Here is a 22905-nt window from a genome sequence, read left to right on the forward strand (position 1 = left end):
AGGCATGTTCACGACATCCGCGCTCCGGTTGCCATGGGGCGGTTCCGCAAGGGCCATGGTTGGCAGCCGATCAAGAGCGATCCCCGAGGGGACCATATGCAGCTTGTCCGCGTGGTGCGAACCGCGCGGACATCTGCGCTTTCGGGGGGGGCGTCGGGGGCAGGGGCGCTTGCTGCGGCGCGGCGGGAGACAGTGATGGGCCTCTCGCGGTGATTGTCTTCGGAGCGGAGACAACGCGAGGCGAAGTTCCGCTACGTTACGAAATCAAGGCATTTGTGAATCGCCTTTGTGGTGTAATTGAGGCGCCGCTGCTTACGATATGACGCGTTGCTGCATCGCACGACCACCAGTTCCAGTACCACAGCCTTTGGGGAGGCTTTGCCATGGCCACGATTAACGGCAACGACGGAAACGAAACCATCCAGGGCACGCCCGAGGATGACACCATCAATGCGATGGGTGGAGATGACCGGGTTTCGGGCGAGGGTGGCGACGATACGATTTATGGTGGCGACGGCAACGATACCATCTTCGGCGACGCCGGTGAGGGCACCGCGCCGGGGTTCGATGCCACGCCGCTGAGCCTGTCGATCTTCAATGTGCGCCCGGGCAGCGAGACCGCCGGGAGCGCCAACAGCGCCCGGCCGGGTGACTCGGTGATCTACGACAACGTGGCCAGCCTCGACGATGGCACCTCGATCTCCGCAAGGCTTGTGCTGGTCAGCGTGACGGACTCGCGCTTGCAGGTGGATCTGGCCAGCGGCAACGGCTCCGAGATCCTGCTGAACGCGGGCAGCAGCCGCTTTCGGGCGGGGGATGAGGCGACGTTCCGGCTGGAGTTCTTCAACCCCGTCACCGGGCAGCCGGTTGCGCTGAACTCCACCGCCACATTCAACGATCTCGATCAGAACAGCGCCACCGATTTTGAGGCCGTCACGCTGGATGCAGGCAGCTTCGGCGCCTATGGCACCGCCGCCGACACCTCGCTTCAGGTCAGCTCCGGCCCCGGTTTCGTGACCGCGCGGGGCACCGAGGGCAACGATCCCAGCGATCAGGATGCCTGGTTCTCGGCCGAGTTCGACAACCGCACCTCGATCGAGTTCACCCTGACCACGCGCAGCAGCCAGTCGGGCTTTTCGATGAACGGCGATCTGATCGACGATGTGATCGTCGAGCCGATCCCGGATGGCAATGACACCATCTTCGGCGGCGCGGGCAACGACACGATCTACGGCCAGGGCGGCAATGACGTGATCGACGGCGGCAGCGGCAACGACGTGATCGAGGGCGGCGCCGGGGATGATGTGATCACCGCGGGCGACGGGTTTGACCAGGTGAACGGCGGGGCCGGGAACGACGAGATTCACGGGGGCGGCGACAATGATGTGCTGAACGGCGGTGACGATGCCGACACCATTTTTGTCGACAGCCTCGGCTCGGCGGGGGTGAACAACACCACCGTCAACGGCGGCTCGGGCGGAAACGACTGGGACGTGCTCGACCTGGGCGGCTTGCGGAGCCAGGGATTCAAGATCACCAGCCTGGTGCAAAACCCTGAAAACAATGGCAATCCCGGGTTCAACGGGCAGGTCCAGATGTTCAACGAGAGCACCGGGCAGACGGCCAACATCAACTTCACCGATATCGAGGAAATCATTCCCTGTTTCACCCCCGGCACCCAGATCGCCACCGCCGAGGGCGAGGTTGCGGTGGAGCGGCTGAAGGTGGGCGACCGGGTGATGACCCGCGACAACGGGCTTCAGGTGATCCGCTGGGTTGGCCGCAAGCGGCTGAACGCGGCGCAACTGGCCCGCCAGCCCGAGCTTCAGCCGGTGCTGGTGCGCAAGGGGGCGATGGGGCAGGGCGTGCCGGAGCGCGACATGATGGTGAGCCCGCAGCACCGGCTGCTGGTGACGGGCGACACGCCCGCGCTGTGGTTCGAGGACCGCGAAGTGCTGGCGGCGGCGGTGCATCTGGTGAACGGCGAGAGCATCTGCCGGGCCTCGCTGGAGGATGTGACCTACATCCACATCCTGTTCGATCAGCACGAGGTGGTGCTCTCGGACGGGGCATGGACCGAGAGCTTTCAGCCCGGAGACCGCACCCTTGCCGGGCTCGACAAGGCCGCGCGCGCCGAGCTGCTGGGGCTGTTTCCCGAGCTGGCGGAGGCCGCGGGCCGCGGCGGCTATGTGGCTGCCCGCCGGGTGCTGAAACGCCATGAGGCGGCGCTGGTCGCAGGCTGACCGACAGATAGGTAAAATTGGCGACAATCCCGGGGCCGAAGGGTGCCGGGAGGCGCGGAGGCCTGTCTAAACTAGTGGTTGAAAAGCCTATGTTTTTTGACCATTTGCCGCATTCTCGCCGCAGAATTACCCCCCCGACTTCAGAGTTTCTCAAAGTTTCGCCGCTTTACTCCGCCATATCCCGAGATGGGAAAGGGCCAGCTTGGCCAATCAACATCGGGAAATTCCGGCTTTGGCAGGGTGCACAGATACCCGCCTGAAGCCTGTAGTGAGCAGGAAACGCGGCAATGGCGATCGGGTACAGAGTTACTCTGGGTGACGGAACACTGAACAGCGGAGACGTGATCAGTGAAGTGTCCCGCGACGTCACGCCTGCGGCGGTGATCGGCACCGGCACCTGGCAATGGTCGGGCACCGACAGCGACGGCAACAGCTTCAGCAATGTCACCGGCACCGGCAGCTACGTGCAGGACGAGGATGGCAGCGTGTGGTTCATCCCCGACACGCCGCCCGCCGCCACCATCGAAAGCGCCAGCGCCAGTTCCACGCCCGCCTATTCCGACACCGCCGGTGCGGTGGATGGCGGCGCCGGGAACGATGTGATCGACGGGCGGTTCGTGGACGCGCAGGGAGACGAAACCTCTGGCGGCGATGACACGGTTCTGGCCCGTGGTGGCGCCGATACGGTGCAGACCCAGGCCGGGAACGACACGATCTACGGCGGCGGTGGCAATGATACAATCTATGCCGGGTCGGGCGACGACATCATCGAGGGTGGTGACGGCAATGACGTGATTCATGCCGACAATGCGCCCACCGTGGCCGCCAACGAGCAGCTGAACTGGACGGATCAGGGCGGCAACGGCACCAATGTGCTGGGCGGCTTCACCCAGGATACGGGCACGATGAACGTGACCGTCTCGGTCACGAACGACGGCAACCTCACCGGCGCCTCGGTGTCGACGACCCAGCAGTACGTGGGCGGCTCGGGGTTCAACCCCAACTCCGCGCTCTACCTGACCGGCTCGACTGCCAACGGCTCCAACGCCAACCCCGACGAGACCGGCACCGTGACCTTCGAGTTCAACGGACAGGCCGGCGGGGGCATGACCGATGAGGTCGAGGGCCTCCAGTTTCGGATCAACGACATCGACGATGGCGGGTTCAACAGCTGGGACGACCGGGTCACGATCCGCGCCTATGACGCAGAGGGCAACCTCGTGCCGGTCAGCTTTCAGGTCGACGGCAACGACCGGATCATCAACGGCGACACCATCGACGCCAACTCGGGCAGCGACAACCCGAACGAGGCCGATGGTTCGGTGCTGGTCACGGTGGCGGGCCCGGTGCACCGGGTCGAAGTGATCTACCAGAACGCCGATGTGGCTGGGCAGGCGATCTGGATGACCGACATGACCTACACCACCATTCCCGACAACGGGGTGGGCGATGATGTGGTCATGGGCGGTGCCGGGGACGACACGATCTATGCCTATGACGGCGATGACGACCTGTACGGCGGCACCGGCAACGACACGATCTATGGCGGTGGCGGCGACGACACCATTTCCGGCGGTGCCGGCAACGACGTGATCCACGCCGATGATGCGGGCTTCACCGAAGAGGCCCCGGTAGACGAGACCCTGCATTGGGTCAGCGAGGGCGGCAACAACACCTCGATCATCAATGGCTTCACCCAGAACACCGGCACGATGGATGTGACCGTGTCCTTCCTGGATGACGGCAACCTTGCCTCGGCGGCCACCTCGACCGACACCCAATACGTGGGCGGGCAGGGCTACGATGCGGCGTCGGCGCTGGAGCTGCGCGGTGTGGCGGGTTCGGGCAGCGCGGGCTCGCCCTCGGGCACCTCGACCATCGTGATGGACTTCGCCCCCACCGCGGGCACCGGCATGAGCGACGAGGTGCAGGACGTCAACTTCCGCATCAACGACGTTGACGTTGCCGGCTGGCAGGATGTGGTGACGGTGCTGGCCTATGACGCCGACGGCAATGCCGTTCCGGTGACGCTCACGATCGACGGCAACGACACGGCCTCGGGCCCGAACACGGTGATCGGCGGCGGCGGCACCAACGATGCACAGTCGGCGCAGGCGGGCTCGGTTCTGGTCGAGATCGCGGGGCCGGTGTCGCGCATCGAGATCATATACGAGAACGGCGGCACCGATGCCCAGGCGCTCTGGGTCACCGATGTGGACTTCACCACCGTGCCCGCCGCGCCGGGCAATGACACCGTGGACGGTGGCACGGGTGACGACGAGATCTACGGCTACGCGGGCGACGACACGCTGTCGGGCAACGCGGGCAATGACACCATCGACGGGGGCGACGGCGATGACGTGATTGCCGGGGGCACCGGCGATGATGTGATGACCGGTGGCGACGGCGATGATGTGTTCATCATCGAGAACGATCTCGGCAATGACACCATCACCGGCGGCGAGACCGGCGAGACCTTCGGCGACGAGATCGACGCCACGGCGGTGACCGACGATCTGACGGTGGTGTTCTCGGCCCCCGAGGACGGCACCATTGCCGATGGCACCAGCGCCGCCAGCTTTGCCGAGATCGAGACCGTCCGCCTTGGCGCGGGCGACGATAGCGTGACCGGCTCCACCGGCGACGATTACATTGAGACCGGGGCAGGGGCCGATACCGTGGCCATGGGCGCGGGCAATGACACCGTGGCGCTCGGGGCCGGTGATGGCGCGGTGGACACCGTGGCGATGTCGGACGGCGACGGCGAAGACACGGTCTTCGACTTCGAGGCACCCACGCCCAATGGCGACGGCACTTTTACCGGGCTCGACCAGATCGACGTGAGCGGCATGACCGATGCGGGCGGCGACCCGGTTTCGGTGCATGACGTTGTGGTCAGCGATGACGGGCTCGGCTCTGCCGTGCTGACCTTCCCCAATGGCGAGACGCTGACCCTCGTGGGCATCAGCGCGGCCGAGGCCGACGACCCCAACTGGCTGATTGCAGCCGGTATTCCGGGCGACGGAATCGTGAGCGGCACGGCGGGTGATGACATCATCGACGCGAGCTATGCCGATGATCCCCATGGCGACGTGGTGGACGGCGGCGACGCGATCCTGCCCGGCGAAGCGCCGAACGATGACATCATCGAAGCGGGCGCGGGCAATGACACCATCTATGCCGGGCTCGGTGACGACGAGGTCTATGGCGAGGCCGGCGACGACACCTTCATGCTGGAAGACGGCTTTGGGGCCGACCAGATCTTTGGCGGCGAGACTGCCGAGACCAATGGCGACACCCTCAGCGCGGTGCTGGTCAGCGGCGACCAGACCGTGGCCTTCAGCGGTGCCGAGACGGGCACCATCTCGGACGGGGCCGACACCGCGAGCTTTGCCGAGATCGAGAACGTCGTAACCGGCGCCGGCAATGACACCGTGACCGGCGACACCGGCGATCAGACCGTGTTTACCGGCGCGGGCAACGACAGCATCGCGCTCGGCACCGGGGCCGACACCATCTTTGCCGGCGAGGGCGATGATGTGATCGTGCTGGGCGAGGCCTTCGGCTCGGACCAGATCACCGGCGGCGAAGGCGGCGAGACGGCCGGCGACCTGCTGGACGCGGGCGGCATGACCTCGGGCGTCGCCGTGACCTTCACCGGCGACGAGAGCGGCACCGTCACGCAGGGCGCCAACGCGGCGGTCTTCTCGGAGATCGAGCGTGTCGTGACCGGCAGCGGCAACGATATCGTCAACTCCACCGCGGCCACCGGCGGCGTCGATGTCGACACCGGAGCGGGCGACGACACGGTGACGCTGGGCAGCGGTGACGACACGCTGGACGCGGGCACCGGCAACGATATCGTCTCTGTCTACAACGGCTTCGGCAACGACAGCCTGCTGGGCGGCGAGGGCGGTGAGACGCTGGTGTTCGGCGGCCTCTTCGTGGGCGATGTTCTCATGGCCAACGGGCTGAGCGACGATGTCACCCTGACATTCACCGCGCCCGAGACCGGCACCATCAGCGATGGCACCGACACCCTCTCGTTCGGGGAGTTCGAGAGCGTCACCCTGGGCAGCGGCGATGACACCGTGACCGGCTCGACGGGGGCCGATATCTTCGACACCGGAAGGGGGTCCGACACGGTGGAGGCGGGCGCGGGTGACGACACCTATGGCCTCGGCTCCACCGGCAACTGGGTGACGCCGGATGGCGATGTCGACACCATCATCTTCTCCGATGGCGACGGCAACGACACGGTTCACTTCTTCGACGCGCCCACCCCCAACGGCGACGGCACCTACACCGGCATCGACCAGATCGACGTGAGCGGCATGACCGACGCCGAGGGCAACCCGGTGACGGTGCAGGACGTGGTGGTGAGCGATGATGGCGCGGGCAATGCCGTGCTCGCGTTCCCCAATGGCGAAAGCCTGACGCTGGTGGGGATCACCCCCGCCGCGGCCTCCGACCCGTTCTGGCAGATCGCCGCCGGTATCCCCTATGACGGCATCGTTGAGGGCACCGCCGGGAATGACGTGATCGACGGCACCTATACCGGCGATCCCCACGGCGATGTGGTTGACGGGCAAGACAATTTCAACGATCCGAACCAGGGGCTGAACGACGATGTCATCCATGCCGGTGCGGGCGATGACATCATCGACGCTGGGCTCGGCGACGACCTGGTGCTGGGCGAGGCGGGTGACGATACCTTCCTGATTTCCGGCGACTTCGAGAATGACACGCTGGTCGGCGGCGAGACCGGCGAAACCAATGGCGACACGCTTGACACCACCGGGGTGACCGCCGGGTCGATGTCGATCACCTTGTCCGGCGATGAGGCCGGCACGCTGACCCATACCAACGGCAGCGTGGTGTTCTCGGAGATCGAGAACATCACCACCGGCGGCACCGACGACCTGATCGACGCCAGCGCCACCACGGGCGGGGTGAACCTGAGCACCGGCGCGGGCGATGACGGGGTGATCGGCGGCGCGGGCGACGATGTGGTCGTGACCGGCGAGGGCAGCGACAACTTCCGCGTCAGCGACGGCTTCGGCAACGACAGCTTCACCGCCGGCGAGGATGCGGGCGGCGGCGATGCCGACCTGCTCTGGGCCAGCGATGTGACCGCCGACCTGACGGTCGACATGTCGGCCACGCCGGAGAGCGGCACGCTCACCGATGGCACGAACACGGTGACCTTCAGCGAGGTCGAGCTGGTGGTGACCGGCTCGGGCGACGATACCGTGACCGGCTCCAGCGGCGGCGACACCTTCTTTACCGGCGCGGGCGATGACACCATCGCCGCGGGCGCCGGGGATGACGGGATCAATGCCGGGGACGGCGACGACCGGATCGTGCTGGAAGACGGGTTCGGCAATGATGTGATCGTCGGTGGCGAGGGCGGCGAAACGGGCGGCGACACGCTTGATGCGAGCGCCGTAACCTCTGGCGTTACCGTGACTTTCAGCGACAGCGAGGCCGGCACGCTGAGTGACGGCACCGACACGGCGACCTTCTCGGAGATCGAGAATTTCGTGACCGGCGCGGGTGATGACACCATCGACGGCACCGCCGCGGCCGAAGGGTTCACCGCCGATGCGGGCGCGGGCAGCGACACGCTGACCGGCGGCGCAGGCGCCGATACCCTGCTGGGCGGCGATGACGCCGATACCTTCTACGCCGGACCCGGCGACCATGTGCAGGGCGGCGAAGGCGGCTTCGACGACGACGTGCTCGACCTGACCGGCGCGGGGCCGACCCGCGTGATCTACAACGAGGGCGATCCCGAGAGCGGCACGGTGCAGTTTCTCGACGGGGCGGGCAATGTGACCGACACGATGACCTTCTCGGAGATCGAGACGGTCAACTTTATCCCCTGTTTCACGCCGGGCACGATGATTGCGACGCCCGAGGGGCCGCGCCCGGTGGAGCAGCTTGGCCCGGGCGACCGGGTGCTGACGCGCGACCATGGGGTGAAACGTCTCGAGTGGGTGGGCCAGCGGCTGCTGAACACCCACCACCTTGCCGCCAACCCGCGGCTGCAGCCGGTGCTGATCAAGGCCGGGGCGCTGGGGTATGATCTGCCGGAGCGCGACATTCTGGTGAGCCCGCAGCACAAGATGCTGATCTCGGATGCCCGTGCGGAGATGCTCTTTGGCGAGCATGAGGTGCTGGTTTCGGCGGTTCACCTGGTGGGGCTGCCGGGGATCGAGCAGGTGGAGATGGACGAGGTGGTCTATGTCCATGTGATGTTTGATGCCCATGAGATCATCATGGCCGAGGGGGCATGGACCGAAAGCTATCAGCCGGGTGCGCATGTGCTGGGCGAGATGGAGGATGAGCAGCGCGAGGAGATCTTCGAGATCTTCCCGGAGCTGCGTGAGGATGCCAACTCGGTGATCACGGCCCGTATGGCTTTGAAAAAGCGCGAAGTTACGGCGCTGTTTCACTGAGTTGAGCCGAGGCGGTGGGGGGCCAGCCCCCCACACCCCCCGGAGATATTTGCAGCAAGAAAATGAGGTCAGCGGGGCGTGTTGGTGGCCTTGCGCCATGACGCCCAGGCCTCGGGGGTGTCGAGGTCGAGCCGGGCGCGTTGGCCCGGCAGCGGGGTGAGGTGGACCCGGCCTTGCGCGGCGGCGACGATGGATTTTGCGCCGTCATCGCCTTGGAGTTGCTGGATGTTTTCGTAGAGCTGCGATGAGAAGATGACCGGGTGGCCGGGTTTGCCGTCCGAGGTGGCACCGCGCCAGATGAGGGCCTCGGGGTGGGCCTGGTGGCTTTGGAGAACGGCGCGGAGGTCTTCCTCGGTGAGGTCGGGGAGGTCGGCGAGGAGGAGCATGAAGGCGGGGGCCTTGGGGAGAGCCGCGAGGCCGGCGCGGAGGGTGGCGTTCATGCCTTCGGCGGCGTTTGAAACCGTGAGGAGGCGGGCGGTTGTGTGCTCGATGGCGGCTTGGCGCGCGGGACGGTCCGGCGGCAGGGCGACGAGGGTGAAGTCGCTGACTTTGCAGGAAATTTCGGTGATGCGGGTGAGCAGGGGCGTGCCGTTGATCGGCTCCAGCAGCTTGTCGCGCGGGGCCATGCGCGAGGCGGCTCCGGCGGCGAGGATGAGGATGGGCAGGGTCATGGAATTGTGTAGCCCTGCCCGGGGTTTGGCTCAAGCCCGCAGGGCGGTGCCATCTGGGTCGAAGAGCGGGGTTGTGGTGAGGCGCGCGGGGCGCATTTGGGAGAGGATTTCGATTTCGGCTTCTTGGCCGTCCTGCGCGTATTCTCGGGGGATGAGGGCGAGGGCGACGGATTGGCGGGCGTGGTGGGAGTAGCCGCCGGAGGTGCAGAAGCCGACGACTTCGCCGTTGATCCAAACCGGTTCGTAGCCGTGGACATCGGCGTTATCGGCATCGACGAGAAAGGCGACAAGCTGGCGATTGGGGGGCGTGGCGCGCTCGGATTCTACGTGAGCTCTGCCGATGAAGTCGCTGTTTTTCTGAAAGGAAATGAAGCGATCGAGGCCGGTTTCGGCGGGGGTGTAATCGGGCGAGAATTCGCGGAGCCAGGAGCCGAAGAAGCGGTCGAGGCGCAGGGACATCATAGCGCGCATGCCGAAGGGGGTGATGTGATGGGCTTGCCCGGCGGCCCAGAGGCTGTGCCAGAGGGCGCGTTGGTCCATGTGATCACAGTAGATTTCATAGCCAAGGTCGCCTGTGTAGCTGACGCGCTGCACGGTGCAGGCGATCTGGCCGACCACCATTTGGGCGACGCCGAGGAATGGGAGTGCGGCGACGTTGGAGGGGGTGCAGGCTTGGAGGACGTCGCGGGCGCGCGGGCCGGCGAGTTGGAAGCCGGTGAGGCGATCGGAGACGTTCTCGATGTTAACGCCGTCTTCACCATGTTGCTCGAACCAGCGCAGGTGCATTGACTGTGCGCCGTAACTGGCTGTTAAGGCATAGCTTTCCGGCCCCATGCAGCTGATCGTGAAGTCACCGATGATGCGGCCCTTGGGCGAGAGCATGGGGGTGAGGGTGAGTTTGCCCTCCTTGGGGATGCGGCCTGCCATGATCCGGTCGAGCCAGTCGCGGGCCTTGGGGCCGGTGACGCGGAATTTGCCGAAGTTCTGGATTTCGTTGATGCCGACGCTTTCGCGCACGGCGCGGACCTCGCGGCCGGTGGCCTCGAAGGCGTTGGAGCGTGTGAAGCTTGGGGTTTCGTAGCTCGGTTCGTCTCCTTGCGCGAAGTAGTTCGGGACTTCGAGCCCGAACTGGTGGCCCCAGACTGCGCCCATTTCGTTAAAAATGTCATACATGGCAGTCGTCCGGTGGGGACGGGCGGCGGGGCGTTCTTCGTTTGGGTAGCTGACGGAGAAGCGCTTTTGGTAGAATTCGATGACCTTGGGGACGGTGTAGCCCGGGGTGATCCACTTGCCGTAGCGGGCGACGTCGAGGCCGGTCACATCGCGCTCGGGCTCGCCTTCGATCATCCATTGCGCAAGGGTCAGGCCGACGCCGCCGCCCTGGGAGAAGCCTGCCATGACGGCGCAGGCGGACCAGTAGTTGCGCAGGCCCGGCACGGGGCCGACGAGGGGGTTGCCATCGGGGGCGAAGGTGAAGGGGCCGTGGATGACGCGCTTGACCCCGGCGCGTTCGAGCACGGGGAAGCGGTGGTAGGCCATCTCGATGGAATCGCTGACCTTTTCGAGATTGTCGGGGAGCAGCTCGTGGCCGAACTCCCAGGGGGTGCCGGAGAGCGCCCAGGGCTCGCAGGGCTGCTCGTAGAAGCCGATGCAGAGGCCGCGACCCTCCTGGCGGAAGTAGGATTCACCCGCGCAATCGAGCACGTGGGGGAACTCGGTTTCGCGGTTCATGATCTCGGGGAGATCGTCGGTGACGAGGTATTGGTGGGCCATGGGCAGGAGGGGCAGGTAGACGCCCGCCATGGCGCCGACTTCGCGCGCCCAGAGGCCGGCGGCGTTGACGACGTGCTCGGCGTGGATGGTGCCCTTGTTGGTGATGACGTCCCAGGAACCATCGGGGCGGGGCTGGAGGTCTTCGACCTTGCAATGCAGCTCGATCTCGGCCCCGGCCAGCTTGGCGGCGCGGGCGTAGGCGTGGGTGGTGCCCGATGGGTCGAGGTGGCCGTCGAGGGGGTCGTAGAGGCCGCCGAGGATGCCATCGAGGTTCACCAGCTCGGCCATATCGGCGATTTCGGCGGGGGTGAGGATGGCGGTGTCGAGGCCCATGTAGCGGTGCTTGGCGCGCTCGGCTTTCAGCATGTCGAAGCGTTCCGGCGTCTCGGCAAGGGTGATGCCGCCGACGTGGTGGAGGCCGCAGGACATGCCGGTGATCTCCTCCAATTCCTTATAGAGACCAATGGTATAGCCTTGGAGCGCGGCCATGTTGGTATCGGAGTTCATGGTGTGGAAGCCGCCTGCGGCGTGCCATGTGGAGCCGGATGTAAGCTCGGAGCGTTCGAGCAGCATGACATCGGACCAGCCGAGCTTGGTGAGGTGGTAGAGCACCGAGCAGCCGACGACGCCGCCGCCGATGACACAGACGCGGGTGGTGGTTTTCATGGCGCGACTCCCTTGGCTTACGGGTTTGATGCTGGGCAGGGCGCGGCTGCGGTGCTGGCCGCTGAGCGACATCGGGTGTCGGAAACGGGGTGCGTTCAGGCGGGTTAATGGCGGCATTAACCATGGGATTCGGCAATGTCACATCCCGTGCACACGCCGTGCACAGCCCGTGCAGACGTCAGATGACATAGTTGGCGGGCGTTTACGAAGGTTGGCGGGGTGTGATGGTGGGTGTGATCACAAGGAGGCTGGAGATCCTCGGGTCGAGCCCGAGGATGACGGTTGGCGGCGTGGGTGGAGATCCTCGGGTCGAGCCCGAGGATGACCGGGTGCGGGGTGGCGGGTTCAGCGCTCGGGGATGAGGCCGCGGGGGGAGAAGCGGAGCACGAGGAGGAGCACGACGCCCATGGTGAGCAGGCGCATGTATTGGGTGCTGTCGAGCAGGTGGTCTTTCAGCCAGCTTCCATCGGGGAGCGGCCAGGTGAGGCCTTCCATGAAGAGGCGGCCGAGCGGTTCGACCTGAATCCAGAGCCACCAGACGAGAAGGCCGCCGAGAAGGGCGCCGAGGTTGTTGCCCGAGCCGCCGACGATGACCATGACCCAGATGAGGAAGGTGAAGCGCAGCGGCTGGTAGGTGCCGGGCACGAGCAGCCCGTCGAGGGTGGTCATCATCGCGCCGGCCATGCCGCAGATGGCGGAGCCGAGGATGAAGACCTGAAGGTGGCGTCGGGTGACGTCCTTGCCCATGGCGCGGGCGGCGGTTTCGTTGTCGCGGATGGCGCGCATCATCCGGCCCCAGGGCGATTTCAGCGCCAGTTGCAGGGCGACGATGATGAGCACGAGGGTGGCGGTGAAGAGGCAGCCGTAGAGCAGTTTGACGTAGAGGGTGGAGGCGGTTTCGACCGGGAGGCCGAGCGAGTCGGCGCGGGCGGTGAAGGCCTCGGATTGCTGGAGGTCGATCTCGTAGGGGACGGGGCGGGGGATGCCGTTGACGTTCTTGACGCCGCGGGCGAGCCAGTCTTCGTTTTTCATCACGGCGATGATGATCTCGGCGATGCCGAGGGTGGCGATGGCGAGGTAATCGGAGCGCAGGCCCAGCGCGGTCTTGCCGACGATCCAGGCGGCCCCGGCGGCGAGCAGGCCACCGGCGGGCCAGGCGAGGATGACGGGCAGGCCGAGGCCGCCGAGGTAGCCGGTGGTGGCCGGGCTGACGGCTTCGACGGCATCGCGGGCCGGGTCGAAGGCGAGACGGTAGAGCACGAAGCCGCCGATGATGACGAGGGTGGTGGCCAGCAGGCGGGCGCGGCCGGGCGAGAGCCGGGTGAAGGTGAAGATGGCGGCGGCGATGGCGGCCCCGCCGAGCAGGAGGCTGCCCCAGAGCCGCAGGCCGCCGACGGCCCAGGCCTCGGGCACCGGGGGCATGGCGATGAGCACCGTGGCCAGCCCGCCGAGCGCGACGAAGCCCATGACGCCCACGTTGAACAGCCCCGCGAAGCCCCATTGCATGTTGAGCCCCAGCGCCATGATCGCCGAGACCAGGCCCATGTTGAGGATGGTCAGGGAGCTGTTCCAGCTCTGCACGAGGCCGGTGCCGATGTAGAGCGCGGCGATGAGAGCGAAGAGGAGGACGGGGGGGATCTTCATACCGATTTGCCTTTGAAGAGGCCGGTGGGGCGGATGAGCAGGACGATCACGAGGATCGCGAAGGAGACGGCGAACTTGTACTCGGTGGTCAGCAGTTGCAGCAGGCCGGAGGGGGCCAGCGCGTCGGGCAGGACGTAGGTGGCGACCTTCTTGAAGGCATAGGTGACGGTGACTTCGGAAAAGGCGATGACGAAACCGCCCGCGATGGCGCCCAGCGGCGAGCCGAGGCCACCGACGATGGCGGCGGCGAAGATGGGCAGCAGGAGTTGGAAATAGGTGAAGGGTTTGAACGACTTGTCGAGCCCGTAGAGCACGCCCGCGATGGTGGCCAGCGCCGCGACGATAACCCATGTGACGGCGACGACCTTCTCGGGGTTGATGCCCGAGAGCAGGGCGAGGTCTTCGTTGTCGGAGAAGGCGCGCATGGATTTGCCGGTGCGGGTGCGATTGAGGAACCAGAACAGCAGGGCCACGCAGATGGCGGCGACGACCATGGTGAGGAGCTGGGTGGAGCGCAGGGCGAGGCCCTCGGCCAGCCCGGTCATCTGTTTGAAATCGCCCGCGGAAATCACGAAGCGGGCGCCGTCGGCAAAGCGCTGGTCATCGACCCCGATGATGAAGCGGGTGAGGCCGTTGAGGATGAACATGACGCCGATGGAGACGATCACCAGGATCACCGGGGCGGCCTTTTGCCTTCGGTAGAAACGGTAGACCGCGCGGTCGGTGCCCAGCACCAGCAGCGCCGTGGCGGCGATGCCGAAGGGGAGCGCGAGAAGGGCCGTCGGCAGGATGCCGAAGGTGATGCCTGCCGCTTGCAGCGCCCATGTGACGAGGATGGTCATGGTGGTGCCGAAGGCCATGGTGTCGCCATGGGCGAAGTTGGAGAAGCGCAGGATGCCATAGATCAGCGTGACCCCGAGCGCGCCGAGCGCGAGCTGCGAGCCGTAGGTGGCGGCCGGGATGATGACGAAGTTGGTGAGGGCCACGAGGGCGTTGAGCAGGTCCATCAGCCGGTAACCTCGCAGGTCATGATGTCGATCTCCGCATAGGTTACGGGGTAGCGCTCGGTGGGCAGCCATTGGCGGATACGCAGGGCCGAGGCCTCGCCGGTGAGCGACAGGGTGTGGAGGTGGCCATCACCTGGCTGCCAGACCCAGGGGCCGGTGTGGGCGAGGCCACGGGCGGGCAGCGCCTCGCCGCCGTCCTGCGCCACCGTCCAGTCGCCGGTGCCGTTCGTGTCGGTGGACACCGGGGCGAGGGTGAACTGCTGGGCGCCGCCAAATGGGTCACAGGCGCCGGTCTCGTTGCAGCTTCGGTGCAGCTCGCAGGCCAGCGAGAGCTGCGCGCCCTCGGCGGCGAGGGCCGCAGGCTGGGTGAGCCCGGTGGCGAGAAGGATCAGCGCCAGCCTCACGGGGCCACCTTGCAGGTGCCGTGGAAGTTCTGGCTCTGGATGCCCTCGACGGAGTTGTGCATCGAGTAGCGGGTGATGCCGCGTTTGAAGATCGAGACGAGGTGGATGGTGTCGTATTCCATGGCCGAGACGTAGGAAAAGCTGTCGCCCAGCGGGTCGCGGATTTGCCGGACGGGGATGACGCGGGCGGTGGCGGCGCCGCCGGTTTCCATCTCCCACTGGTCGGGGGCGGTGGCCTCGGCGCGGGGGCGGATGTGGAGCGTCAGGCCGGAGGGCTGGCAGGAGCGCTCTTCGACGCAGTAGCGGGTGAAGCTGCATTCGTAGCCAAGCGCCAGCGCGGGCGCGGGAAGGAGCAGGGCGGCGAGGAGGGCGAGGCGCATCAGAGGGTTCCTTCGCAGGGGCCTTCGGAGAGGAAGCCGAAGGGGGTGCCGAAGAGCTGGCCGTGGACCGAGAGGATGAACTGGCGTTCGTCATGCAGGGTCAGCAGGGCAACTTCGCCGCGCTCGGGAGAGGTGAGGGTGAAGCTGCGCAGCCCGTCCCCGCTGGGCGGGCCTTCGGTGAAGCGCATTTCGGGCGCGGTGGCGAGTTTGGGAATGTCGGTGAGGGCGAAGGTGTTGCCTTCGCGGGTGAGGGTGAAGCGGCTTTCGGTCATGCCGGTTTCGCAGCTTCCCTCGAGGGTGCAGCTCGTGGTGGGGGTGCAGGTGAGGGCGAGGGCCGGAGTGACGGGCAGGGCGAGGGCGAGGAGGAGCGCGCGGATCACAGGCGGCTCTCCAGATAGGCCACGAGGCCCGCGCGGTCTTCGCAGTCGGCGGGTTCGAACAGGGTTTCCGCGCCATCGACCATGGGTTTGACCATGATTTCGGTGCTGCCGTCGTCTCGCAGGTTGAGGGCGAGGAAGAGCTTTGCGGTGGAGGCCGTGGCGGAGAGGCGGAGGTTGTCGCCCCGCCGGGTGAGCTTGGCGTCGCGTTGCAGGGTTTCGTCGAGGGTGAACAGCGCGGGGCGGTCGTCGGAGGGCATGACCGAGACGGCGAGGCTGTGGGTTGCGGAGGTGCAGAGCCATTCCTGCGGGGGTTCGTCGGCCTGTGCAATGGTGGCAAAGGCGGCGATAAATGCCGCGATGACAAGGGGTTGTAGTAACATCTTCATCCTCCCAGAAAGCTCTGGCGGACTTCCGGGTCGTTCAGAAGCTCCTGCCCGGTGCCGGTGTGGGCGTTGCGGCCCTGGACCAGCACATAGCCCTTGTCGGCGATTTCCAGCGCCTGCCGGGCGTTCTGCTCGACCATCAGCACCGGCAGGCCGGTGCGGGCGACCTCGATGATGCGGTCGAACAGCTCGTCCATCACGATGGGGGAGACGCCGGCGGTGGGCTCGTCGAGCATGAGCACCTTCGGCTGGGTCATCAGGGCGCGGCCCACGGCAACCTGCTGGCGCTGGCCGCCGGAAAGTTCGCCCGCGGGTTGGCGGCGCTTTTCCTTCAGGATCGGGAAGAGATCATAGACCTGCGCCATGGTGCCCGAGATGTCATCCTCGCGGATGAAGGCGCCCATCTCGAGGTTTTCCTCGACGGTCATGGAGGTGAAGATGTTGTTGGTCTGGGGCACGAAGCCCATGCCGGCGCGCACCCGGTCCTGTGGGGAGAGGGCGGTGATATCCTGCCCGTTCAGCCGCACCGCACCCTTGTGGATGTTGAGCATGCCGAAGACGGCCTTCATGGCGGTGCTCTTGCCCGCGCCATTGGGTCCGACGATGACGGCGATTTCGCCCGGGTCCACGGCGATGGTGCACGCATGCAGGATGTCGGGGCCAGCGCCGTAGCCGCCGGTCATGGCCTCGCCGATGAGGAAGGCGTTAGAGGTGTTGTCGAGCATCAGCGGGCTTTCGGTTGGCGGGGGGCGGGGCGGGTCATGCGGGGGCTGCCTTCTTGTGCTTCAGCCCGGTGCCGAGATAGGCCTCGATGACGTGCTCGTTGGCCTTGATCTCGGAGAGCGTGCCCTCGGCCAGCACCTTGCCCTCGGCCATGCAGATGACCGGATCGCAGAGGCGTTCGATGAAATCCATGTCGTGCTCGATGACGACGAAGGTGTAGCCGCGCTCCTTGTTGAGCCGGATGATCGCGTCGCCGATGGTGTTGAGGAGGGTTCGGTTGACCCCGGCGCCGACCTCGTCGAGGAAGACGATGCGGGCGTCGACCATCATGGTGCGGCCCAGTTCGAGCAGCTTTTTCTGCCCGCCGGAGACCTGGCCTGCCTTGTGGTCGGCGAGGTGGGAGATGGTGAGGAATTCCAGCACCTCGTCGGCCTTGGCGCGGAGCGCGCGCTCTTCGTCGGCGATGCGTTTGCGGCCGAACCATGTGTTCCAGAGCGCCTCGCCGGATTGGCCGCCGGGGACCATCATCAGGTTTTCGCGGCAGGTCATGGAGGAGAACTCGTGCGCGATCTGGAAGGTGCGCAGCAGGCCCTTGGCAAAGAGCGCGTGGGGCGGCAGGCCGGTGATGTCTTCGCCATCCATTGTGACGCGGCCTGAGGTGGGTTCAAGAACGCCTGCTACCACGTTGAAAAGGGTGGTCTTTCCGGCGCCGTTGGGGCCGATGAGGCCGGTGATGGAGCCGGGCTGGATGGCAAGCGTGGCGCCGTCGACGGCGTGGAAGCCGCCGAAGTGCTTGTGCAGGTTCTCGACCTGAATCATGTGATGTCCCCGAATGGGATGCGGCGGAGGGCTGGCCCCCGCCGCATCTGTCTTGTGGCCGCGATCAGCGGTACTTGGCGGTCGCGATCTTGCCGTCTTCGAACAGGATCTCGCGGTAGTTGCCCGCGCTTTCGCCGGGGCCGATCAGCTCGACGGCGGAGGCGCCGACGTAGTCGATGTCGGTGCCTGCGGCGATCAGTTCGAGCGCCTTGGCCAGCTCGCCGGGGAAGATCTGCTCGCCGGGGGCGTTGGCGACGTCCATCACCTTGTCCTTGTAGACGTTGGGATCGTCGGAGTCGGCGGCGGCCATGGCCAGCATGATCAGCGCGGCGGCGTCATAGCTTTCGGGCGCGAAGGGGGAGGTGGGATCGAAGCCCGCGGCGGTGCCCAGCTCGGCGAACATGGCGTTGCCGGGGCTGTCGGTGCCGGGGTGCTGGCCGGTGGAGCCGTTGATCTCGGCGCCGAAGTTCTCCTCGAGCGCGGTGCCGATCATGCCATCGGGGAAGTGGAACTTGTCGAAGGCGCCGCTATCGAGCGCGGCGCGCACGATGCCCGAGCCGCCCTGGTCGACGTAGCCCGCGACCACCAGCAGATCGCCCCCGGCGGAGGCCAGCGAGGCGACCTCGGCGGAGTAGTCGGCCTTGCCGTCTTCATGGGCGGCCGAGATGGTGACGGTGCCGCCGGCGGCCTCGTAGGCAGCCTGGAAGCTGTCGGCCAGACCCTTGCCGTAGTCGTTGTTGGTGTAGGTCAGCGCGACCGTCTTCACATCGTTGTCCATCAGCACCTGGGTCATCACCTCGCCCTGGCGGGCGTCGGAGGGGGCGGTGCGGAAGAAGAGGCCGTTGTCTTCGGTGGTCGACAGGCCCGGCGAGGTGGCGGAGGGGGAGATCATCACCATGCCGTTCGGGACGGCGACGTTGGTGAGGATCGCGCCGGTCACGCCGGAGCAGTCGGCGCCCATGATGCCCTTGATCCCGTCGGAGGTGATCAGTCGTTCGGCGGCGGCCGCGGCGGCGGCGCTGTCGACGCAGGTGCTGTCGGCCTCGACGGCGGTGACGGTGGCGCCGCCCATGAGCGCGCCGCTCTCGGTCACTTCGGCCATGGCCATCTTGGCGGCGTCACGCATGTGGGGCGTGAGGCTTTCGATCGGGCCGGTGAAGCCGAGGATGATGCCGAGCTTCACTTCGGAGCTGTGGCTTTCGGCCAGCACGGGGCTGCTCAGGGCAGCGATGGCCGTGGTGGCGAGGATGAGTTTTTTCATTGTTGGTCTCCCTGTTGGAACATTGTCCTGCCGGAGAGCCTAGACCGGGAATTTCGCTTTGGAAAGCGGGGCTGTGCGGGTTGCCTTGCGGAAAGTTGAATGGGCTGTGCGGGGGCGGGCGGTTAGGCTTGGGGTCAAAGAGGAGAATTGTGATGTCTGGACGGATGGCAGGGCTGTTGATCGGGGTTTGGGCCCTTTTCGCAGGGGGCGCGGCTGCGGCGCAGGGCGTGGTGATCGAACGGGTGATGGCCGGGCTGGACGAGCCTTGGGGGCTGGCCTTCATGCCCGGTGGCGGGTTTCTGGTGACCGAGCGCGGCGGAGATCTGACCGTGGTCATGAATGGCGAGGCGCAGAGGGTGCGCGGGGTGCCGGATGTCTATGATAGCGGGCAGGGCGGGCTGCTGGACGTGATGGTGCCACGGGATTTTGCCCAGAGCCGCGAGGTCTTCGTGAGCTATTCGAAGACGCAGGGCGGCGGGGCCGGGACGGCGCTGGGGAAGGGGCGGCTGTCGGCGGATGGCACGGCGCTCGAGGGCTTCGAGGTGCTCTTCGAGATGGAGCCCGGATCGAGCGGCGGGCGGCATTTTGGCAGCCGGATCGTGGAGGGGTCGGACGGGTACATCTACCTGACGATCGGTGAGCGGGGCGACCGGCCGGCGGCGCAGGATCTGGGCCGGGAGAATGGCTCGGTGGTGCGGGTGGCGCGCGATGGCAGCGTGCCCTCGGACAACCCCTTTGTCGGGCAGGCGGGCGCACAGCCCGAAATCTGGAGCTACGGCCACCGCAACCCGCAGGGCGCGGCGCTGGACGGGCGCGGGCAGCTCTGGGTGGTGGAGCATGGCGCGCAGGGCGGCGACGAACTGAACCGCGTGGAGAAGGGCGCGAACTATGGCTGGCCGGTGATTTCCTACGGGCGGCACTACTCGGGGGCGAAGATCGGCGAGGGCGTGGAGAAGCCGGGGATGGTGCAGCCGGTGCATTATTGGGATCCGTCGATCGCGCCCTCGGGGCTGATGTTCTACTCGGGCAGGCTCTGGCCGGAGTGGGAGGGGCATGTGTTTGTGGGGAGCCTGAAGTTTGACATGATTTCAAGGCTTTCGGCGGACGGGCGCGCCGAGTTGGCGCGCATCGAGGCGCCGGAGACGAGCCGGGTGCGCGATGTGCGCGAGGCGCCGGACGGGAGCATCTGGTTTTTGTCGGTGGGCGAGGGCGCGATTTTCCGGATGACGCCGGAGTAGGTTGCGGCCGGGCCTTTTGGTTTGGAGAGGTGTTGAGGGCTTGCCGGTTGGGGCGGCCCCAGGATGCAGCGTTGAGTGGGGGCCAGCCCCCACACGCAGCGTTCAGTGGGGGCCAGCCCCCACACCCCCGGAGATATTTGCAGCAAGAAAATGAGCTGGGGGCGCTTCAGTCTTGGCGGGGGGCGATATGGCGTGTGCGGGTGGTGTAGGCGGTTGTGGGGGCGAGGTTGGTTGCGGTGTCGTGCAGGTGTTCGGGGCGCGGGATGAAGAAGCTGCCGGGCCGTTGCAGCGGGTCGCGGGGGTTTGCGGCGCTGTCGTGAGGTTTGGTGAAGGGCACCGGATTGGCGAGGGCGGTGTTGAGGGGCGCGGCGGGGCGGTATTTGGCGATCGCGGGCGCGAGGGAGAGGCCGTCGAGGCGGGCGCAGTCCGGCGGGGCGCAGGCGATTTCGATGTAGGGGGCGTAGAGGTAGAGGCCGTCGAGCACGGCGGGGCCTTGCTCGGTGAGGATGTAGGAGCCGTAGGTCATCTGCGCGCTGTCGCCCTGGTGGAAGGCGGCGTAGTTGAGCCTGTCGTTGTAGATATGGGTGAAGTGGGGGGCGCCTTGCATGGCGGCGCTTATGGCTTTGGTCAGGGCGGTTTCGAGCGCGCCTTGTTCGGCCCTGTCGAGGGTGCCCCAGAGCATCGGCGGGCGCAGGGCGCGGTGGTGGGTGAAGGGGAGGGGCTGTGCGGGCACGTCGACGAAGTGGCGGGCCGGGTCGGCGGCGATCTGGGGGCGCAGGGCGGCGATTTCGACCTCGCTCAGCCTAGCGTCGGTGAGGGTGACGGGGCGGGCGTGGGGCAGGAGCGGGGCGAAATCCATGCGGGAGACGTTGCAATAGGCCATGGCGGCGACCTCGCGGGCCTCGCGCACGGCCCAGATGATCTTGGAGTCCTTGTCGCCCTCGCAATATTGCGGCGCGGGGCCGGTGTTGGTGAGCTCGCCGAGGAAGCGGCGGCCGTAGAAGCCGATTTCGGTGTTGGTCAGGGTGGCCGGATCCTCGATGGCATACCAGCCGCGGGGGCCGTCGTGGAACACGAGGAGATCGGCCTCTGCGAGATCGGTGGAGAGCACTTGCGAGAGCGGGACGCGGGGCAGGTCCGCCAGGCTGCGCTCGTTGGGGACGACGCCGCGCAGGGCGGAGGCGAGGGAGAGCACCGTCCAGACGCCCAAGGCGAGGAGGGCAAGGGTGGCGGCGCCCAGCGCGAGGCCGAGGACCAGGGGCAGGCGTCTCATGGGGCGGCGGGCCGGGGGAGGCAGTAGTAGGTGCTGTCGGACCATTCGCCGTTGATGCAGAAGGTGTTGGCCGCGTGGTGGGTGACGGTGAAGCCGCATTTCTCGAGCACGCGGGCGGAGCCGATGTTGCGGGGGTCGATGTCGGCGGTGAGGGCGGCGCAGGCGGGGTGGCGGGCGAAGGCTTCGGCGCAGAGGGCGGTGAGGGCTTCGGTGGCGTAGCCATGGCCCCAGGCGGCGGGCGCGAGCAGGTAGCCGACCTCCCATTCGCGCCACATGCCGGCGCGGCCGATGAGCTGGCCGTCGTGGAGGATCATCAGCTCGGGGCCAAGCTCGCGCTCGGCGCGGATGAAGCCTTCGAGGCGCGCGGCGGTCTGTTCGAGGTGCTCATGGGCCGGGTGGGACCAGTGCCGCATGGCGACGGGGTCGGTGAAGATGGCGTGGAGCGCGGCGAGGTCGCCGGGTTCGGCGGGGCGCAGGGTGAGGCGGGCGGTCTGGATCATGGGGCCGTCTCGGGGGCTAGACCGAAAGCCGCGCCCCATGGGAGCCGCGTTCGCGGTAGGGGGTGGTTTGATACTGGGCGCGGTAGCATTTGGAGAAATGCGAGGGCGAGGTGAAGCCGCAGGCCAGGGCCACGTTGATCACCGACATGTCGGTTTGCATCAGCAGGTTGCGGGCCTTTTGCAGCCGCAGTTCCATGTAGTAGCGCTTGGGCGAGCGGTTGAGGTAGCGGCGAAAGAGGCGCTCGAGCTGGCGGGTGGAGAGCACCACGTCGTCGGCGAGGCGGGCGGGCGAGATCGGCTCTTCGAGGTTTTGCTCCATGATCTGGATGACGCGCGACAGCTTGGGGTGGCGGACGCCGATGCGGGTGGGGATCGAGAGGCGCTGGGTGTCCTGATCGGTGCGGATCGAGGAATAGATGAGCTGGTCGGCCACGGTGTTGGCCAGCTCCTCGCCGTGGTCTTCGGCGATGATCTGAAGCGCGAGGTCGATGGAGGCGGTGCCGCCTGCGGTGGTCATCCGGTTGCCGTCATGGACGAAGACGGTCTTGGTGAGGCGGACCTCCTCGAATTCTTCGGTGAAGCTGTCGGCGTTTTCCCAGTGGATCGTGGCGCGCTTGCCGTCGAGCAGGCCGGCGCGGGCGAGCAGGTAGCCGGCGGTGCAGAGACCGCCGATGGTGAGGCCGCGGCGAGCCTGCTTGCGCAGCCATGCCAGCAGCTTGGGGGAGGCCTTGCCCTCGACGTCGAGCCCGGCGCAGGCAAGCACCACCTCCTCGCGGTTGAGGTCGTCGAGCCCGCCGTCGACCTGGAACACCGAGCCGCAGGAGGCCTGCACCGGCGTGCCGCCCTCCGAGATCAGGCGCCAGTCGTAGAGGCGGGCATTGGCGGTGCGGTTGGCGAGGCGCAGGGCGTCGATGGCCCCGGCGAAACTGAGCAGCGAAAAATCGGGCACCAGAAGAAAGGCAAAGCTGCGCGGCTTGGCCGGCACTTCCACCACAAGAGTTTGCGTGTCCGCCCGCCGCATCGGCCTGGCTCCATCCTAGATGTTGTCCCCGGGGGGGAGGCAATCAGGATTTGACACA

General features: G+C 66.8%; 17 protein-coding genes. 3 read left to right on the forward strand and 14 right to left on the reverse strand.

Going from position 1 to position 22905, the window contains the following annotated elements; translation table 11 throughout:
- The first annotated feature begins 383 nt into the window (after nucleotides 1-383).
- Together GTH22_RS22195 and GTH22_RS04930 are read left to right on the forward strand one after the other, a co-directional pair.
- Nucleotides 384-2243, forward strand: a complete 1860-nt coding sequence (locus tag GTH22_RS22195; RefSeq protein WP_305884653.1) for a Hint domain-containing protein — start codon at nucleotides 384-386, stop codon at nucleotides 2241-2243.
- Nucleotides 2244-2530: 287 nt separating this feature from the next.
- On the forward strand, nucleotides 2531-8704 hold the full coding sequence (locus tag GTH22_RS04930; RefSeq protein WP_252943644.1) for a Hint domain-containing protein: 6174 nt from the start codon (nucleotides 2531-2533) through the stop codon (nucleotides 8702-8704).
- A gap of 68 nt (nucleotides 8705-8772) precedes the next feature.
- On the opposite strand, the gene GTH22_RS04935 is transcribed toward GTH22_RS04930, so the two are convergent.
- The 11 genes from GTH22_RS04935 to GTH22_RS04985 all read right to left on the reverse strand — a co-directional run bounded on the left by GTH22_RS04935 (nucleotide 8773) and on the right by GTH22_RS04985 (nucleotide 18815).
- Entirely contained in the window at nucleotides 8773-9375 is a 603-nt protein-coding gene (locus GTH22_RS04935; protein WP_252943645.1) for an NTP transferase domain-containing protein, read from the reverse strand.
- A 30-nt stretch (nucleotides 9376-9405) separates the two neighbouring features.
- Nucleotides 9406-11814 carry an FAD-dependent oxidoreductase gene (locus GTH22_RS04940; protein WP_252943646.1) on the reverse strand — a complete coding sequence of 803 codons (2409 nt, stop codon included), beginning with the start codon at nucleotides 11812-11814 and terminating at the stop codon, nucleotides 9406-9408.
- A gap of 345 nt (nucleotides 11815-12159) precedes the next feature.
- A complete protein-coding gene (locus GTH22_RS04945; RefSeq protein WP_252943647.1) occupies nucleotides 12160-13458 on the reverse strand; it encodes a branched-chain amino acid ABC transporter permease in 1299 nt (432 codons plus the stop codon).
- Entirely contained in the window at nucleotides 13455-14465 is a 1011-nt protein-coding gene (locus GTH22_RS04950; protein WP_252943648.1) for a branched-chain amino acid ABC transporter permease, read from the reverse strand. The genes GTH22_RS04945 and GTH22_RS04950 overlap by 4 nt, the downstream gene beginning before the upstream one ends.
- Nucleotides 14465-14869, reverse strand: a complete 405-nt coding sequence (locus GTH22_RS04955) for a hypothetical protein (protein WP_252943649.1) — start codon at nucleotides 14867-14869, stop codon at nucleotides 14465-14467. The genes GTH22_RS04950 and GTH22_RS04955 overlap by 1 nt, the downstream gene beginning before the upstream one ends.
- Nucleotides 14866-15249, reverse strand: coding sequence for a hypothetical protein (locus GTH22_RS04960; RefSeq protein WP_252943650.1), 384 nt, complete (start codon nucleotides 15247-15249; stop codon nucleotides 14866-14868). Before GTH22_RS04960 ends, GTH22_RS04955 begins: the two co-directional genes overlap by 4 nt.
- A complete protein-coding gene (locus GTH22_RS04965) occupies nucleotides 15249-15629 on the reverse strand; it encodes a hypothetical protein (RefSeq protein WP_252943651.1) in 381 nt (126 codons plus the stop codon). The genes GTH22_RS04960 and GTH22_RS04965 overlap by 1 nt, the downstream gene beginning before the upstream one ends.
- Complete coding sequence (locus GTH22_RS04970; protein ID WP_252943652.1) at nucleotides 15626-16009, reverse strand: hypothetical protein; 384 nt, start codon at nucleotides 16007-16009, stop codon at nucleotides 15626-15628. Before GTH22_RS04970 ends, GTH22_RS04965 begins: the two co-directional genes overlap by 4 nt.
- Nucleotides 16010-16011: 2 nt before the next feature.
- Nucleotides 16012-16737, reverse strand: a complete 726-nt coding sequence (locus GTH22_RS04975; RefSeq protein ID WP_252943654.1) for an ABC transporter ATP-binding protein — start codon at nucleotides 16735-16737, stop codon at nucleotides 16012-16014.
- A 34-nt stretch (nucleotides 16738-16771) separates the two neighbouring features.
- On the reverse strand, nucleotides 16772-17554 hold the full coding sequence (locus GTH22_RS04980) for an ABC transporter ATP-binding protein (protein ID WP_252943656.1): 783 nt from the start codon (nucleotides 17552-17554) through the stop codon (nucleotides 16772-16774).
- 64 nt (nucleotides 17555-17618) lie between these two features.
- Nucleotides 17619-18815: an ABC transporter substrate-binding protein gene (locus GTH22_RS04985; protein WP_252943658.1), complete on the reverse strand. Its 1197-nt coding sequence runs from the start codon at nucleotides 18813-18815 to the stop codon at nucleotides 17619-17621.
- A 152-nt stretch (nucleotides 18816-18967) separates the two neighbouring features.
- Between GTH22_RS04985 and GTH22_RS04990 the strand changes: the two genes are divergently transcribed.
- Nucleotides 18968-20053 (forward strand): PQQ-dependent sugar dehydrogenase, encoded by a 1086-nt coding sequence (locus GTH22_RS04990; RefSeq protein ID WP_371928319.1) that lies wholly within the window; start codon nucleotides 18968-18970, stop codon nucleotides 20051-20053.
- A 166-nt stretch (nucleotides 20054-20219) separates the two neighbouring features.
- Here the strand turns inward: GTH22_RS04990 and GTH22_RS04995 are convergent, their stop codons facing one another.
- The 3 genes from GTH22_RS04995 to GTH22_RS05005 are packed head-to-tail and all read right to left on the reverse strand — an operon-like array spanning nucleotide 20220 to nucleotide 22847.
- The gene (locus tag GTH22_RS04995) at nucleotides 20220-21326 is read right to left on the reverse strand and encodes a hypothetical protein (protein ID WP_252943659.1); all 1107 of its coding nucleotides are present in this window, start codon (nucleotides 21324-21326) and stop codon (nucleotides 20220-20222) included.
- On the reverse strand, nucleotides 21323-21826 hold the full coding sequence (locus GTH22_RS05000; RefSeq protein ID WP_252943660.1) for a GNAT family N-acetyltransferase: 504 nt from the start codon (nucleotides 21824-21826) through the stop codon (nucleotides 21323-21325). Before GTH22_RS05000 ends, GTH22_RS04995 begins: the two co-directional genes overlap by 4 nt.
- Nucleotides 21827-21842: 16 nt before the next feature.
- Entirely contained in the window at nucleotides 21843-22847 is a 1005-nt protein-coding gene (locus GTH22_RS05005) for a GlxA family transcriptional regulator (protein ID WP_252943661.1), read from the reverse strand.
- Nucleotides 22848-22905: the final 58 nt, after the last annotated feature.

It is taken from the genome of Oceanicola sp. 502str15 (genome assembly GCF_024105635.1).
Lineage (GTDB): Bacteria > Pseudomonadota > Alphaproteobacteria > Rhodobacterales > Rhodobacteraceae > Vannielia.